The following is a 16,609-nucleotide window of genomic DNA, read 5'->3' on the forward strand; positions in this document are numbered from 1 at the left end:
AAAACCCTTAATAGAATAGGATTACGTTCATTTGTAATAGTTTTATACCTTTGCATCCCAATTACAGATTATGCTCGAAAATTTAAAAGTAGGAATATTAGGAGGCGGTCAGCTGGGTGGTATGCTTATACGTCATGCCATAGATCTCGGTCTCAGCGTTTCAGTAATGGATAAGGACCCTAACGCGCCTTGTGCCCGTTATTCTTCATCTTTTACCGTTGGCGATCCCAAATCTTATGAAGCTGTATTGGCATTCGGTAAGGACCTGGATGTGATCACCATCGAAATGGAAGCAGTGAACATTGAAGCCTTAAGCGAACTCCAAAAGCAGGGTAAAAAGGTGTATCCTTCTCCTGATACTATCAAAGTGATCCAGGATAAATATACTCAAAAGCAATTTTTGCTGTCACATAATATACCTGTAGTACCGGGCGTAGCTGTTGATGGTAAAGATGATCTGTACAAAATAGAAAGCAAATTGCCGGGTTGTCTTAAAAAACGCCGTAATGGGTATGATGGTTATGGTGTGATGGTCTTGAAATCAGGCGCAGATATCGCCAATGCTTTTGATGAGCCATCCGTGCTGGAGGAGCTGGTAGATATCAAAACAGAAATTGCGGTGATCGTAGCAAGAAATGAGCATGGTGCTGTAAAGTGCTATGATCCTGTAGCCATGGTATTTTCCGATGAGAAGTTCGTACTTGAATTCCAGGTAGCTCCTGCCCAATTGGAAGAAGGGCTCACCCGGGAAGCGTATACGCTTGCAGAAAAGATTGCAAATTCGCTTGAACTGGTTGGTATCCTTGCCGTAGAGATGTTTGTGACAAAAGATAACCAGCTATTAGTGAACGAACTGGCGCCAAGACCTCACAACAGCGGTCATCACACCATTGAAGCCAGCACGACCTCACAATATGAGCAACTGCTGCGTGCAATCTTAGGTTTGCCACTGGGAAACACCGCCCTTCGTTTCCCTTCTTATATGCTCAACATACTGGACACTGCTTCATTGGCTTCGAACAGGGAAGCGAAAGTACAGGCACTGCTAGACGTACCAGGTGCGCACCTACACTGGTATGGCAAGAAAGGCAGCCGGTTAGGCAGAAAGGTGGGCCATATTACAATTACAGACAGTTCGATGGAAGGAGTGGTCGTTAAGGCTGAAACTATTCGGAAAATTTTAAATTAATCAATATGAAACAGGTAGAAGTAGGCATTATTATGGGCAGTAGTTCTGATTCGCCTATTATGCGTCAGGCGATAGAGGTGTTAAAGAAATTCGACATCGGCTACGAGTTTAATGTAGTGTCCGCACACCGCAGCCCACAGAGAATGTTTGATTACGCAGCTACTGCTGAAGAGCGTGGTCTGAAAGTGATCATTGCGGGTGCTGGTGGAGCAGCGCACCTTCCTGGTATGGTGGCAGCTATTACTACTTTGCCTGTGGTAGGTGTACCGATCAAGTCTTCTAACTCGCTGGATGGCTGGGATTCCCTGCTGTCTATCGTGCAGATGCCTGGTGATATTCCTGTGGCTACCGTAAGTGTGAATGGTGCGCGTAATGCAGGCTTGCTGGCGGTGCAGATCCTGGCGACCTGTAACCCAGCATTAAGGGAGAAACTGGCTGCTATGAAGAAGGAGAACAATGAAAAGGTGAACCAGATGAATGAAACGTTAGACCGTTCTTAATAGAAGGGACTGAATAGCAATCAAAGGGGGCTGTCTCAACACTTTGAGATAGCCCCTTTTGATTTTGGATACCTGATGGAGAATAAATTATTAGCAGCCATTCACATCGGTTTCATTTTACTCCTGGTGAGTTCTTTAATTTACTGTTTCAAAACGGGTTGTCCGTGAAGTATCAGGTGCTGTTATCAGCAAGAAGCTTTTTTTATCCCCCCCCCTCAATACTAACCATAATCCTCAGTGTGCCTGACGAAGAACATCTTTAATACAAGTATTTCCTATTAGGTTAGTGACTTATTAACATTAAAGCTCTATGAAACTATTCTATTACTTATCCCTTTCCATGTTATGTTTTACTGCCTGCAGCAGTACCCAGCCTAAAACTGTTGCCCAAAAAGAAGGGCTTATCGTCACAGACAAGCTTTTAGGCACTACCTCCTTATGTCGTTTGGGTGATGTGATTAAGACGCTTGCCCCAGCAAGAGTCGACACAACCAACACGGATTATGAGAAAGGAAAATGGTACTATGTGAAAGCGGTATTAAAAGATAGCTCCTACGTACTGATGGAAACATCTGACATTAATGCAGGTAAAATACAGCGGTTATCAACCAACTCTACGAAGGTGATTACCGCAACGGGGTATACTGTAGGAACCACTATCGGTGATTTATTTGACAAGAATGAAGATGTAGTAGTGAAGAAGGAATGGAGTAAGATTTTCTTCAACATCAGGAAGGACAATGTATCTCTTCAGGCAGATGAAAGGTTCTTCCAGGATCTGCCTGCGGAATTGACTTTTGAAGCGTTTAAGAAATACAGGGAGGTACCATTGACGCTACTGGTGGTGACACCTGTTTGCCAATAAAGTATTTGAGCAGAAGATGTCTATATATTGCTTTATAAAAAAGCTGCACCAGCCTGAGACTGGTGCAGCTTTTTATGTCATTAATTCACACCCGTCCACCACGCTTTAAAGCTTTGTTTATCATTACGTAAATCCACAAGTTCCCCGATCATGGGAGTGGCCAATGGTATGTCCGCTATAGCCGAGATCCTTTTCAACGGCTCATCCCAGGCGTGATTACCTAGTGTGAATTTAGCCGAATGTACCGGCAGCAGTCTTTTTGCTTTCAGGTCTTTTGCAGCCTGCAATACCTCTTCCGGTTGCATATGAATGTATTTCCATGCCAGGTCATACTGTCCGTTTTCCAGAATGGCAAAATCGATCGGACCGTATTGCTGTCCTATTTCTGCAAAATGAGTATCATACCCGCTATCTCCCCCGATATAGATTTTCATTTCCGGTGTTTGCAATATATAGGACTGCCATAGTGTATTGTTCCGGGAAAGACTTCTGCCTGAGAAGTGTCGGGTAGGGGCGGTATGTACAACAAACCCATCGCCAAGGTTTACATCCTGCCACCAATCTGTCTCTATGATCTGGTCAGGTGTATATCCCCATCTTTCAAAGTGTCCGCCTACACCAAGTCCGCAGATAACTTTGCCCACCCTACTTTTCAGGGCGAGAATGGTCTTATAGTCAAGATGATCGTAATGGTCGTGGGATATAAACAGATAATCTATGTGTGGAAAATCATCGGTTGTATAAATATCGGCACCTCTGAATGCTTTTGTACCACCAGGTAGAGGTGAAGCACTACCAGAAAATACCGGATCTACCAGGAAACGCTTTCCTGCTGCCTGTATAAAGTAGGAGGAATGTCCAAACCAGACTAACACGTCCTGCCCGGGAGCAAGTGCCAACAGGTTGGTTTTTACGGAGGGTAATGAATCTATAGGGCGCAGGCGCAAACGTTTTTTGAACAGGAAGTCATATAAAACTCCTCCCATACTGTATCCTTCAGAAAGCGAAGGGGTATGGTGAATGTTCTGGAACTGCCCGTCTTTAAAATTCGGTGATTGCTCGATTAATGCTAACCTTTTTCCTGAAGGCTTTTCCCCAAATAGTGGATGTCTCATGTATATTAATACTGTAATTATCAATAGTATAATTAGTGCAAGTACTATCTTCAGGCAATTGATAGCGATCTTGATTAATTTCTTCATAGAGTTAAATGACGAATCAGGAAGCTGGATATTTTAAAAAATAAAAATTTCTATGGATTGCTTATAAAAAAAGGTTGTTTGTTTACCTGGCAGTCAAAAAGAAGGGTAAGCGGCTATTATAATAAAGCCTCCGGGATGTCAAGACCTGCTTCTTCAGCCGCCGCCATATGTGCCTGGGCCAGCTTTTTATCAATAAAGCCGTCTTCCTGCAGGTATATTCGTGCCAGTTCAATATGTCCTTCATCATAGCCGCCGGCAATTGCTTTTTGAAAGTGTCCTATGGCGGCTTTTAGATCTTTTGTCGTGCCGAGACCGTTCTTGTGGAAAACGCCCAGCTTAAAAGCACCGATTTCAGTCTGATCCTGCTGGTAATACCGAAAAGCTTTTTCATAATCTCCCATCTCTTCATACAGGTATCCCAATCCTTCATAATCAGCTTCTCCAAGTGCAGCGGCCTGCAGATAATGGTATAACGCCTGCTCCCGATCAGTATCAGAAAGCAGGTATCCCAGGTTGTTATGTGCTGCTGCCATACCATCTTCAGCTGCCTGTAGTAACAAATCGATCGCTTTATCTATATCAGGTAGTGTGCCTATGCCATATTGATAACACAAACTCAGTCCATTGAGTGCATTTGTATTACGGGCAGCAGCTCCCTTTCCGTACCAGTAAAATGCTTTGTCATTGTCTACATATCCATCCACCATGTAATAAATGTGTGCCAGGTTATTCATGGCATACCCATATCCTTTTTCTGCTGCCAGTGTGTAATGATGAATAGCTGAAGGGTAATCCTGCCTGTTATAGGCATCTACGCCGATATTATACAATTCTTCAACGGGTGTGTAAGCATCTGCGGTTGTTGCTGCATCCGGCGAATTTGCGTAAGCGAGTAACCGGGCCCGTACGGCCTTGTCATAGTAAAAACTGTACCCGTCACTTTCCGCATCCTGCTGTACCAGGGCTTTATTGGCTCTTGAGATACCGTATTTATCTATAAGATACACCTCCAGCCCTTTAAAAGCCCAGGCGAAGCCCTGGGGCGGCGCTTTACGTACTATCAGGTCGAACTGGTCACCATCTTCAGTAAGGCTGTACATGCCATCTTGCTGTAGCATGAATACGTTTTCGTCCAGCAGTTCTATCTTATCATATTTAAAATCGACCCTCACTTGTGTATCTGCTGCAATTATTCCCCAGCTACCATTCTTTTGAGCAATGTACTGACCAGTATACCCGGCCTTATGCAGGTTTTCATATATTGGTTCGGCTACCACCTCTCCCGAAACATTGATAAGTCCTAAAAGACCACTGCGTTGAACAATCGCCAGATTGGAAGGATCAAAATCATAGGCTTCATCCCATTCCGGCGTAACCAGTATCTTCCCTGACCGGTGTACATAACCATATTTACCGGCTTTCATAACTACGGCAATACCTTGCTCACTGAATGCATAAAATTCATCAAATTGGGCCGGCAATAATATTTCTCCTTTGGCGCTTTTTAGTCCCCATAACCCGTTTTCCGGGTAAATTTCTTCCTGTTCCGGCGTTTCACAGATATGTCCCCATCCATATTGATAGTCCGGGTAGTTCAGCAGTTCAGGGAATGTCTGAAAAGCCATGCTTACATGTTTGAGCTGATTGTATGACAACAGGGAGATGTCATTTTGATCGATGGCTTTGGTGATCATTGCATTATTAAATGCGATATCTGCCAGCCAGGTTGCTGCTTGTTTATCATGTGGAATCGCTTCCATATCGAATACACTCCGGGCATCCATACTAAAAAATGCATGGTTCAGGCTATCCAGGTAGTTGAAGAGCTGATTTTTGCTGGTGGTAAAGCTGCTTTTATGGTTGATGAGAGCCGGTATGGTTTCCAGAAAATTGTAGAACCTTTTCAGGTTTGCAATACCCGGCCGGGCTTCGTAGTATAGGATGTCATTTTTTATAAAGCCACCATTGACTAACAAAGGTTGTAATAATAGAGGCATCTCATATCCCCATTCCATCATCAGTATATCATCCTTGTTTGTCCCTGACGAGGAGTTGGTGCTACTTAAATATACGCTGTGCGACATGCTGCAAAGGTAGTATTTCTTTAAATGGGCCTGGCTGACATTAAAAATGCAGTGCCTGACATGAAGAAGCACTGCATAATGAGTATTTTGATTTGTTCAAAACAAACGGTACCGGTCTATTAATGCCGCATGTTGATAGCAAGCGTCCTATCTGATCATAAAGATGAGGTCTTCATAATCGTGTGCACCTACGAACATAGGAATATTTGCCCAGGGAGCTTTTCCTTTATTATCATTGGTCGTTTTTATAGCCAGTTCCTGCACCCTGAGTATGACAAGGTGTTCCTGTAGTTCGCATGCCTGTCTCAATTGATCATCACGATATCCTTCAGTTTCCATGAATTTTTTATTGGCTTCCTGCAATAGTTCAAAGCCCGTAATAGTAAGGGATTTTTGAGATTCTCCACTGAAATTAGCCAGCCAGTCGGGATTGTCGCGGTCGTTAAGTGACTCATAAGCTAATACATGCAGGAACCATTGGTCGTATTGTATGGTAAAACTGTTCATTTCCAGGTACAGGGCCTTGACGTCCAGTTCCTCGTCTTCCTTCATGATGGTATAAACGTAATTGAGGTATGCTGTCAACGGCGCTTTTAGGTGCAGCAGATCTTTGCCGATGATAGCATGGAAGTCAGATGCTGGCAGTTGGCCGAGCCTGGTTTCTGTTTCCCGGATGGCAGTCTCGATTTGTCCTGCCTGGATAAGGTCCTGTATTTGTTGCATGGTACAAAGATGCGTTAAAAAGATCAGATATTTTCCTATATAGCACCTGAGGAAAGCAGCGGGTACCTGCTTTGGCAGGTGACGGTGCAATGGCGTTTAATATGAACAGCGCGTTGGGAAAGTCAGGATTTTCCTGATAAGGTTAATAAAATAAACTTTATAATGCACGAGCTGCTGCTTTCCGCTGCATGCACAAAAGCAGGAAGGCGATTATTATAATAAAAAGAGATCAGCAATCACTGCCCCACAATGAAACCCCCGATGTGCCTGCTATGTATTTGCAGGTATTAAGAAAAATTAATCCCGTCTTCATGTAGCCCTTATATCCTCAGGCCAACTTTACATTCAAAAGTAATAGTTATGCCTAAACATCATGTTGAAAAAGAATTAAAGGAATTAACTGGTAATCCAGCTCCATTTATCCAATTGCTGATCAAAAACAAAGCAGACCGGGAAGAAGCTTTACATCAACTTACAGAAGGGCCTGCCCATAAACAATTATACAGCAGTTTGCTATTGCAGCGGATGCATAGCTTAATCAGGTCTGTGGAGCACCATACAGGGGAAAAGTTTACCAGGCAAGAGGGGATTACACTGGTCTCTCATAAAGAAGAAACCGAAATTCCGATACCTCTTTTACTGGAAGAAATAGGTGAATCAAAACAGGAGGCTGTGGCAGAGGTATTGTCGCATGCGCCTGCCCACGAAATAGTAGCATTTAACAGTTTATTACAGGGTATTGAATGGTGTATCTCTTCACTTGAAGCGAATAACAGTCTGTAGATCACATCTATGTATTCACAAGAAAAATTATAGCATTATGAAAACAGGTAAAAATCTCACAAAAGTATTTATGTTGGCAGCATGCTGCCTTTGTACCGGAACGATGCTGTATGCACAAGTACCAGCAGCAAATGTACCACCACCACCAGGGCCTGGTGTGCAAGCCCCGGTACCAGGCGGTCCCGGCGTACCACCGCCACCACCTGGTGGTCCTGGCATACCTCCCCCTCCGCCGCCACCTGGAGCACCTGGTATGCTGCCTCCTCCACCTCCGGGACAACTGCAGGAGGTAAGTACATTCACAGGTACAATTGTGGGTCTTGCCAACAATGACGATTTTATATATGATGGCTACTACCTGGCAAATAATGGTGACACACTGCTGGTGAAGTTTCCACCACACCTTGGCGCAACAGTCAGGGATGGTTTAAAGCCTGGTACACAGGCCACTGTTACAGGCACCTTGAATTATGCGCCTACTGGGCAGAAAGAAGTGAGGATGTTGTCGGTACAGGCAAATGGGAAAACCATCGCAGATACCGGTGCCCCAACGACAATGCCAACGCCTGAAACATATGTGTCGGGTAATGGAAAGATCAGCGGACTGCAACTTAACAGGGAGAATGTATTGGTCGGGGTAATTATTGATGGTAATACCGTACTGCGCGTTCCACCACCATTTGCGATGCAATTGGGCAGTTCAATGCAGGTCGGCTCAGCGATCGCTTTTACCGGTATGAAAAGAGCGACAAATGAAGGAGAGGCATCTTCTGCAAATTATAAACTTGTACATTGCCAAACAATTACCTTGAATGGCCACCAGTATCTGGCACAGTAATGGTTTATTGTAAACGTGTATCCTGAAACGGGTTGTTTTTAGCAAAATTTCCCGTTTTCAGGATAGCGTTTTTTAAGAAGCGTCAGCATGAACTTTTTCCGGAAACATATTGTAATCATCATCATATCCATTTTGTTAGTGGGGATAGTAGCTGCTTTTCTTTGGTATAGCGACACGGAAAATCGTCATCAACAGGAGATGAGTACATTTCCTGCTACAGCAGTTCCCGTACCAATGGTGCAAGAGATCAAGGGGGTAGTGGTTAAGTATGGGAATAATCCGCATGGGGATATTGACAAGCTATTGATTGCGGCGGGCAGCGGAGAGATATGGGTACATTTTCCTCCGCACAAAGCCAGGTGGGTTTTACAGGCAGCACATCCACAGGCAACTGTATCTGTTGAATATACAGCGGGTATACATGGAAAAGATGGTAATAATTATGAGCTCAGAAAAATCAGGGATGCACATAACCAGGAGTTTGATCTCAGTAATATTGCTCCGCCCTTACCGAGCAGGGGGAATGATGTCTCTGTAAGCGGGAGCAAATTTTATATCAGAAAAGATGAAGGGGGGCGAACGACCGGGTTGGTAATTGGAGGAATGTTGGTCGTATTACCGCCACATGTAGCAGACAATTTGACACCGATCATCCTGACTGCCAGGAAAATTACAGTAAAAGGACAGCAGCGGAGCGATCAGGATGGTTTTGTAAATGTGGATGGACAGGTGTTAAGACCATCTTCGATTACGATAGACAGTCTTACCTATCTGATTCAATAAACTGTGAACTATGAAAATTTTGATTGTTGAAGATGAAAGGAAATTAGCCGGTTATATGGAAAACGGGTTAAAGCAGGCAGGTTACCTCACAAGTATCTGTCATGATGGAGCTGCTGCACTTGAAAAGGCTGCCAGCGAAGAATTTAACCTGATCCTGCTTGACCTGATGCTTCCTTCTGCCAATGGATTTGAGGTGTTGAAAAACCTGCGGGCTTTTAATATAAATGTACCGGTAATCATCGTGAGTGCATTAAGCGATACCCAACAGATCGTAGAAGGGTTGGACCTTGGTGCAGTTGATTATATCAGGAAACCGTTTGAATGGGAGGAGTTGTTGGCAAGAATAAGGACTGTACTGCGTATATCTTCCAACGCTGCTAAACCAACATTCATGATTGATGATCTCTTCATTGACCCGGCAGCCCGTAAGGTATTACGGGGAGATAAAGAAATTAACCTGACGTCGAAAGAGTATCTGTTGCTGGAATGCCTGGCACGAAATGCAAACAGGGTCCTGAGCAAAAATCAGTTACTTGAAAATGCATGGGAGATGAGCTTTGATCCTGAAAGTAATATTATCGAAGTGTATATGCACCAGTTGAGAAAGAAAATTGACAAGGGATTTGATAATCCACTAATCAAGACCGTTGTAGGTGCCGGCTATATGTTAAAAGGGAACAAAAAAAATACGTGAAGAAATATTCGTCATACCCGTTTTATACAAGCATCAGGTTCCGTTTTGGATTGCTGTTTAATTGTTTGTTGATCCTGTTTTTATCAGCTATTATTTTCCTTATGTACGCGAAGGTAAGGCGTGCATTTGAGAATAATTTTATCCTTCGTTTATCGACAGGAGCAACGACCTTGTTACAGAAAATAACTGTTAATCCCATTACCATTACATTACCCCAGGCCGATGAAAGGTTCCTGGTGACTTATAATAATACTGTCCGTACTGATACGCTTTTTAATAATCTGACATCCGGTAACGGTTTTACAAAAGACAGCATTCAGAAAAATACCAAAGACTGGCGTATTACAAAAAGCAGGAAGCTGGAAACAGGCGGTACCCTGTCTATTGTCTATGCATTGCCGGCAGATGATTATAATGCATCTATGCAACAGTTGCGGGTATTAGTGCTGATTTATATTCCTGCAGCGATTATTATTTCTATTATAGCGGGGTATTTTTTATCGGGTATCTTTTTACTTCCCCTGAAAGAAATTATCAAGAAAGCGAACCGGACGGATTTGACAGCAAGTATACAATTGCTGGAAGAACCTGCATTTAAGGACGAGCTGCATGAATTGACGGTGGCGTTAAACAGGATGTTGGAAAGGATAGATAGCCAGTCCAGGCTACAAAATGCTTTTTTCGCTGCGGCATCACACGAACTGCGTACACCATTAAGTAATTTGTTGACTGAGCTGCAAACAACGAAAGTAGCAGATATTCCCGGGGAAATGCAGGTGCTGATCCAAAACCAGGTAGCGGAGGTACAGCGATTGAAAAAACTGGTAGATAATTTTTTGTTGATGAGCCGGTTGAAGGCTGATAGTGTGGTTGTGAACAAGCGCAACATTCACATAGCAGAGTTGTGTATGGAAATAATGGAGCGCCTGCAGCAGCAGGCAAGTGAGAGCGGGCTTAAGTTTATGTTGAATATATCGCCGGCTGATGAAGACATTGTCGTATTGGCGGATAAGGATCATTTGACAATTATATTAGGGAATTTATTCAGCAATTGTCTTAAATATGGCGTAGCGAATTCTGTTGTACGGGTAGACATTGTACAGCGTGATTGTGTTGTTGTGACGGTACAGAATGAAACAGCGGTCATTATTGAGGATGTTAAATCATTGCAGGAGCAGTTTACACGTATAGAAAGCTATAAGGAGGGATTTGGATTAGGGTTATGGATTGCAACGCGTTTGAGTGAAATTAATCATGCACAGTTAAATCTCCACTACAAGAATAAAGTATTCAGCGCTGCTTTAAGGATATGTGCGGTGGTGAGGGAAGCAAAGTAGAATGGAATGTCTGTCCGGTTGATCATATTGTACCTTCCTGTGTGCTGTAAAGGATCCTGTATATATCCGCCGGGAGCGGTACCTGTCAAAACAGGAAGCGTCCATCCAACGGGCAGAGAAAGATTTGGTAATATAGCAGGTTGTCCCCTAATTTGCACTAAACTCAGTCTATGATAGCCACCTCAAATAGCTTCTCCTATATTCGGGCAGATAGTAAAGGGAAACCTTATATCATGCGGGTCAATTTTGCTTCGATACCACAATCCTATGAAATATCACCTGCTGAGCCGCTTGATATTATTTCCGTGAAAGTTGTTGAAGTGGATGAAGAAAGCGGATTTCAGTACTTTTATCAGTACTACACCATGGAAATAGATGGTGAGTTTTCAATTGGAATGATAAAAAACCAGCGATTTAATCCTATAAAAAGTCAATACCTTGATGAACTAAAAGAGCAGGTGTTGATCAGGTATGAAGAGATGGTGAGCAAGCTGGGCCAGCATTCATAAACACAGCATAAACTAAAAATAATCATTCATGAGAGCAATTAATCCCTGGATCAACTTCAATGGCAATGCCGAAGAAGCGTTCACTTTTTACAAATCAGTTTTTGGCGGCGAGTTTACAAAAATTACCCGTTTTAAGGATTTGTCGGGCCCTGAGTTTCAGGTAGCCGAAGAAGAGGCCGATAAGATAATGTACATCAGCTTACCGCTGGGCAAAAACAATGTGTTAGTAGCCAATGACGTTCCGGGTTTTTTGGGACGGGTGAGCGAAAATGAAAACCGGTCTAAAATATATGTGAATGCAGAAAGCCGGGAAGAGGCAGATAAGATATTTAACGGCTTATCAGCAGGTGGAGAGGTGGAAGGACCTGTTGGAGACAGCCCATGGGGTACCTATGCCGGGATGTTCCGGGATAAGTATGGAATAGAATGGATTATTGAGTATGATCCAGCTTTTGATGGTAAGTAAACACGACTGCCGGTCTCTTGCTTAATTAATTCATACCTTATTTTAAGGATAACAGGGATTTTCAATGTTACATTGGAAATCCCTTTTTCGTGCCCCCCTCATAGCGGGATTACAGCATGAGTAAGGGGGAATGCTAACAAAAGATATAGATACATTCCTTTTGAGCCTGCTGGTTAATGAGAAAATAAATAATTATATAGTGTGTATAATCAAAATAATTATTACATTTATAATAATGTATAAGGGGTTGTAAATATTGACGTAATTGTTCCGCTATCTGCTGCTTTGCATACTTTGCCAATGAATTAGTTTTTACTTACCACTGTAATGATCGGTTATTTCATTTCTTAGTTCTTTTCTTACTTAGTTTCAATTTCTTCATAATACCTACAACTGTTATCACTTTAGAATTTTTTTGAATTATGTCTTTTATCTCGAATGTATTAGCTGTTCCCAGTTACGGCTGGAAGACCAGCGATGGAGCACTGGTAAAGCCTACAACTAAACAGTTATTCAGCGAATTTTTTAGCCGGATTAATGTGTTTGCGTCCAAAAAGAACTGGTTACCTTTTTTTTCATGGTTTAGTACTTTAAGTCTTTTACCTTTCTTTTTCCTTTTTGTCTGGAAAGAAATAAATGATTTTAATGCATGGTACCTGTTAGTGGCCTTTGTATACGGGATGATTTTCATGGGAACGCATGGGACTATCTGGTATCATCGCTACGGAACGCACCAGGCCTATACTTTTAGTAATAAGTTCTGGCGTTTTTTTACTGCTAATCTTGTATTTAAACTCATACCGGAAGAGTTGTATATAGTCTCTCATCATGTACACCATGCTTTATCAGACGAGCCGGGAGATCCGTATAACGCAGAGGCAGGTTTTTTATATTGCTTTCTGGCAGATGCTAATCATCAGCCTATAGCGAAGAACCTGAGCAAAGAGGACTATGAAAAAGCAGCTGCTATGTTGAGCCATACGGGGGTAAAAGCCAATAGTTATGAGACTTATCAAAAATGGGGATCTATTGCTCATCCATTGAATGCGGTACTTGCTACTTATGGAAATCTGATTTTCTGGTTAACGACCTTTTATTGTATTGGTGGCTTTTACCTGGTGCTGGCCACGTTGGCTGGTACTTTCATATGGGGGGTAGGCGTGCGCACATTTAATTATGAGGGGCATGCAAAAGGTGAAACGAAGCATGTATCCGGGTTTGATTTCAACCATAAAGATAAATCTATTAATCAGTGGTGGCCCGGTATTGTGGCTGGTGAATGGCATAATAACCATCACCTTTATCCTGCCAGTGCAAGATCGGGATTTCTGAAAGGACAGATTGATTTTGCCTGGTACTATATCAGGACGTTGAAATTTATTGGAGGGGTTAGTGCCTGTAGAGATGCAAAAAAGCAATTTATGGAACACTATAGGAACCCTTATATGCAACAACAACAATTAAAAGAAGTGCCGGTACCTGTAGTAGTCAGATAACTTAATGGGAGCCTGTATTGAATGATACAGGCTCCCATTATCCGGATACCTGGTTGCATCAGTCAGGCTGGATAAAATTGTGCTTAAGAAAGTCATACATCGTAATAAACTCACCTTCATCTGATAGGTCTTCAATCAGGCGAATAAGACGTTCGCATAGCAATTCCCCACTCCACCTTTTGGCATAGCCAGGAATCTGATATTTGTCGATATCAGTGAACTCCCAGGGATGGAGGTACAGACACACATGACCGTCACGGACTAAGGTTTGTTTAACAAGATATTTAAAAACCCCATAGGGCATATTTTTAAAAGCCAGCCAGAATAGCGGTATGCGAAAATGAGGAGAGACGCTTGCAGGCACTCGTAGTATATCATTATCGATGTATACATTTCTGGGTAAATGCAGATTATTATACCTTCCCGGAATCCAGGTGGGATTGATGGACGAATCGTAGATATAACCGGCAGCTTTTACATCTTCCATTTTCACAGGCATCATCCTGGGCATCCGCAAACCTAACACTGGCTTGTCGATCAGTTTTTCAAGCACTAACCTACTTTCAACGAGATGTGATAATTTGAATTCACTGTGAAAATAGGTATGTGAAGCTATTTCATGATCCGCAGCAAGCGATTTGATCAGATTCGGGTAATGACAGGCAAAGTTGGCAGTTGTGAAGAAAGTGGCCCGGATACCAGTCTGACCGATCATTTGCATCACTGCCTGTAATCCTTTGAAGCCTTCCGTAAGTTGCTCTTGTAAGGATATGTGATGTCCATATTCGAGGGGCATATCAAATTCCTCCACGTCAAAAGATAGTAGAATAGAACGGGATTTTTGGATCATCTGACCGCTGTTTTTTTGATAAGATTTGATTCTTTGATGATGTATACCGGTCTGCTTTTGCTTTCACTGATCACCTTCCCTAAATATAATCCGATGATGCCTAGTAACATTAACTGAAGGCCCGAGAAAAAAGCTACAGTGACTATCAGTGATGTCCAGCCTGGTTGCGCTGTACCCGTTAAATAGCTGTATAAAGCATACGGTATATACAGCAGTGATAGTATGGAAATAAGCATCCCCGGATATATTGCTATATATAACGGTCTTACGCTAAAAGATGTGATTCCTCTTACCGCTAACTGAAACATTTTTTTTATGCTGTACTTAGAGCTCCCGGAAAAGCGTTCCTGCGCGGTATATACAACATAGGTTTGTGAGAAGCCGACCCAGTTGACCAGGCCTCTGAAGAACGGATCATTTTCATTCAGACTGCAAATAATATCTACTACTTTTCTGCTCATCAACCTGAAATCGGCACTTCCGGCTTTTATCTCAAAATCACTGATACTATTGATTACTTTGTAAAAAAGCCTGGAGCTGGTTTTTTTAAAGGAATGATTGCTGCTGTTGTCCTGGCGAATAGTATTAACAACATCATATCCATTTTCCCATTGTTCAAGGAGTGATGGCAACAGGGAGGGAGGGTGCTGCATATCTCCGTCCATAGAAATGACACAGTCGCCTGAGGCCATGTCTAATCCTGCCTTTAGCGCTGCCTGGTGGCCAAAGTTTCTAGACAGGGAGATAAACCCTACGCATTCATCTAAGCAGGAAATCGTGTACAATATATTAGACGTTCCGTCTGAACTACCATCATCAACAAATAAAATGTAATACTGGTAGTTGAGTTGTGAAAATACCTGATGGATCGCGTCTTTTAATACGATTATATTATCTCTTTCATTGTAAACCGGGATTACAACCGTAACGTATTTCGATTTCATGAAGCAGTTGTTTGAGTGGAATATTTATTAAATTGTACTTCATATAATAGCCTTAACCATACAATAAAGCAGGGTAGTGCTTTTAATGCATAGGCACGTATTACACTTTTTAATGGACGAGGACATAGGTCGGTAGGCGATATGATACTTACTATAAATACAAATATCAGGAGGATGATCATCCAGTTCTTAACCGGATCCTGAATTGTAAACCATATCAGCACACCGGATATGGCAATGATATAGGTAACTGATTCTGCCGAAGAGCTGAAAATAACAATTGAGATTAATGCCAATGCAAGGTACCTGATCTGAAATTCAGGATTTTTAAATGCTGATACTTTAAAGAGTGGTATACAATATAATATCATAGCAGGCACTAGTACCATGCCATCGGAAATATGGCTGTTCTGTGAGACGCGCCTGATTATACCAATTACAGAAATATCCTGTTGGCCAAATGTGACAGATTGTATCGCATTTTGGCTATCCTTCAGCTGAAGGCTATGTATCCAATCGATATAACTTTGCACAATAAAAGCAGGTGAAGAGAACAGCATCGGCAGGCAGAATAGTACGGCTAACCATATCGCAAACCAGCCGATAAACTTCAGCTTATGCTTGCTGAACAGGAAGAAAGTTAGCCCTGCTATTCCATACAGCTTGCATAAAAAACCTGCCGCAATAAAGAGTGTCGCCCAGATATCTTTTTCTTCCTCCACAAATATGTAGGAGAAGATTAGCCAGGATGCTACCATTGGATTAAACTGAACATGGTGAGTAGATGACATCAGTTCAATCGCTCCAACGAGCAGAATTGTCTTAAAAGCCTTTTCCGGAAGTTTTAGCCGCTCTAGTGCAAAGAATAGAAAGGCAGCATTTACCATTGACCATAATATCACACCCAGCCAGTCGGGTAGTATTGCAAATGGTGCAATGATCACACTGAATAACGGACCATAATGATTCGTGTCATTGTAAAATTCCGGATATGCGGTATACAGGTTCTTTTGTTCCCAGGTATTTACAAATACATACTTGAAGATAAGGTAGTTGTTGATTGAATGCCGCGATAATTCAAGTAGTACCGCTATAGCGGGAAGAAGAAACCAAAGGAAAATGTGTATTGGAATCTTCAGTTTAGAAGTTAAAGGAATTTTGATGCTAAGTATTGACATAATATAGGCTATTTTCTTATCGGTATGGACTTTTTTAGTCTAATTTCCGAACAATTTTTTCACATAATTTACTAATCTGAATGAAGCGTCAATTTCATTTTCTGAAACGTAGAAAAGTCTGTATGAATAATAAACGTTTAAATGATTTGATATGTTTTGCCAATGATT

Annotated in this window: 17 protein-coding genes; 11 read left to right on the top strand and 6 right to left on the bottom strand. The window is 42.2% G+C overall.

Annotated features, from left to right (window positions below; genetic code table 11):
- Positions 1-70 precede the first annotated feature (70 nt).
- The 3 genes from ABDW33_RS01725 (at position 71) to ABDW33_RS01735 (ending at position 2,554) form a co-directional block, all read left to right on the top strand.
- The gene (locus tag ABDW33_RS01725; RefSeq protein ID WP_343688342.1) at positions 71-1,189 is read left to right on the top strand and encodes a 5-(carboxyamino)imidazole ribonucleotide synthase; all 1,119 of its coding nucleotides are present in this window, start codon (positions 71-73) and stop codon (positions 1,187-1,189) included.
- 5 nt (positions 1,190-1,194) lie between these two features.
- The gene (purE, locus tag ABDW33_RS01730) at positions 1,195-1,689 is read left to right on the top strand and encodes a 5-(carboxyamino)imidazole ribonucleotide mutase (protein WP_343688343.1); all 495 of its coding nucleotides are present in this window, start codon (positions 1,195-1,197) and stop codon (positions 1,687-1,689) included.
- A 310-nt stretch (positions 1,690-1,999) separates the two neighbouring features.
- The gene (locus ABDW33_RS01735) at positions 2,000-2,554 is read left to right on the top strand and encodes a hypothetical protein (protein ID WP_343688344.1); all 555 of its coding nucleotides are present in this window, start codon (positions 2,000-2,002) and stop codon (positions 2,552-2,554) included.
- An 80-nt stretch (positions 2,555-2,634) separates the two neighbouring features.
- Here ABDW33_RS01735 and ABDW33_RS01740 read toward each other — a convergent pair whose 3' ends face one another.
- The 3 genes from ABDW33_RS01740 to ABDW33_RS01750 all read right to left on the bottom strand — a co-directional run bounded on the left by ABDW33_RS01740 (position 2,635) and on the right by ABDW33_RS01750 (position 6,563).
- Complete coding sequence (locus tag ABDW33_RS01740; protein ID WP_343688345.1) at positions 2,635-3,669, bottom strand: MBL fold metallo-hydrolase; 1,035 nt, start codon at positions 3,667-3,669, stop codon at positions 2,635-2,637.
- Between the two features lie 203 nt (positions 3,670-3,872).
- Entirely contained in the window at positions 3,873-5,840 is a 1,968-nt protein-coding gene (locus ABDW33_RS01745) for an SEL1-like repeat protein (RefSeq protein WP_343688346.1), read from the bottom strand.
- Between the two features lie 147 nt (positions 5,841-5,987).
- A complete protein-coding gene (locus ABDW33_RS01750) occupies positions 5,988-6,563 on the bottom strand; it encodes a hypothetical protein (protein WP_343688347.1) in 576 nt (191 codons plus the stop codon).
- A gap of 360 nt (positions 6,564-6,923) precedes the next feature.
- On the opposite strand from ABDW33_RS01750, the gene ABDW33_RS01755 reads away from it, so the two are divergent.
- The 8 genes from ABDW33_RS01755 (at position 6,924) to ABDW33_RS01790 (ending at position 13,469) form a co-directional block, all read left to right on the top strand.
- Positions 6,924-7,346 (top strand): hypothetical protein, encoded by a 423-nt coding sequence (locus ABDW33_RS01755; protein WP_343688348.1) that lies wholly within the window; start codon positions 6,924-6,926, stop codon positions 7,344-7,346.
- Positions 7,347-7,383: 37 nt separating this feature from the next.
- A complete protein-coding gene (locus tag ABDW33_RS01760; protein ID WP_343688349.1) occupies positions 7,384-8,184 on the top strand; it encodes a hypothetical protein in 801 nt (266 codons plus the stop codon).
- Between the two features lie 198 nt (positions 8,185-8,382).
- On the top strand, positions 8,383-8,967 hold the full coding sequence (locus tag ABDW33_RS01765; protein WP_343688350.1) for a hypothetical protein: 585 nt from the start codon (positions 8,383-8,385) through the stop codon (positions 8,965-8,967).
- A 10-nt stretch (positions 8,968-8,977) separates the two neighbouring features.
- Entirely contained in the window at positions 8,978-9,661 is a 684-nt protein-coding gene (locus tag ABDW33_RS01770; protein WP_343688351.1) for a response regulator transcription factor, read from the top strand.
- Positions 9,662-9,762: 101 nt separating this feature from the next.
- Entirely contained in the window at positions 9,763-10,998 is a 1,236-nt protein-coding gene (locus tag ABDW33_RS01775; RefSeq protein ID WP_343688352.1) for a HAMP domain-containing sensor histidine kinase, read from the top strand.
- Positions 10,999-11,168: 170 nt separating this feature from the next.
- Complete coding sequence (locus ABDW33_RS01780) at positions 11,169-11,507, top strand: hypothetical protein (RefSeq protein ID WP_343688353.1); 339 nt, start codon at positions 11,169-11,171, stop codon at positions 11,505-11,507.
- Between the two features lie 28 nt (positions 11,508-11,535).
- Complete coding sequence (locus ABDW33_RS01785; RefSeq protein ID WP_343688354.1) at positions 11,536-11,973, top strand: VOC family protein; 438 nt, start codon at positions 11,536-11,538, stop codon at positions 11,971-11,973.
- 422 nt (positions 11,974-12,395) lie between these two features.
- Positions 12,396-13,469, top strand: a complete 1,074-nt coding sequence (locus ABDW33_RS01790; protein ID WP_343688355.1) for an acyl-CoA desaturase — start codon at positions 12,396-12,398, stop codon at positions 13,467-13,469.
- 58 nt (positions 13,470-13,527) lie between these two features.
- Here the strand turns inward: ABDW33_RS01790 and ABDW33_RS01795 are convergent, their stop codons facing one another.
- The 3 genes from ABDW33_RS01795 to ABDW33_RS01805 are packed head-to-tail and all read right to left on the bottom strand — an operon-like array spanning position 13,528 to position 16,441.
- Positions 13,528-14,319 carry a polysaccharide deacetylase family protein gene (locus tag ABDW33_RS01795; RefSeq protein ID WP_343688356.1) on the bottom strand — a complete coding sequence of 264 codons (792 nt, stop codon included), beginning with the start codon at positions 14,317-14,319 and terminating at the stop codon, positions 13,528-13,530.
- Entirely contained in the window at positions 14,316-15,263 is a 948-nt protein-coding gene (locus tag ABDW33_RS01800) for a glycosyltransferase family 2 protein (RefSeq protein ID WP_343688357.1), read from the bottom strand. The genes ABDW33_RS01795 and ABDW33_RS01800 overlap by 4 nt, the downstream gene beginning before the upstream one ends.
- Positions 15,260-16,441: a glycosyltransferase family 87 protein gene (locus ABDW33_RS01805; RefSeq protein ID WP_343688358.1), complete on the bottom strand. Its 1,182-nt coding sequence runs from the start codon at positions 16,439-16,441 to the stop codon at positions 15,260-15,262. Before ABDW33_RS01805 ends, ABDW33_RS01800 begins: the two co-directional genes overlap by 4 nt.
- Positions 16,442-16,609 lie beyond the last annotated feature (168 nt).

Source organism: Chitinophaga sp. (genome assembly GCF_039596155.1).
GTDB lineage: Bacteria > Bacteroidota > Bacteroidia > Chitinophagales > Chitinophagaceae > Chitinophaga.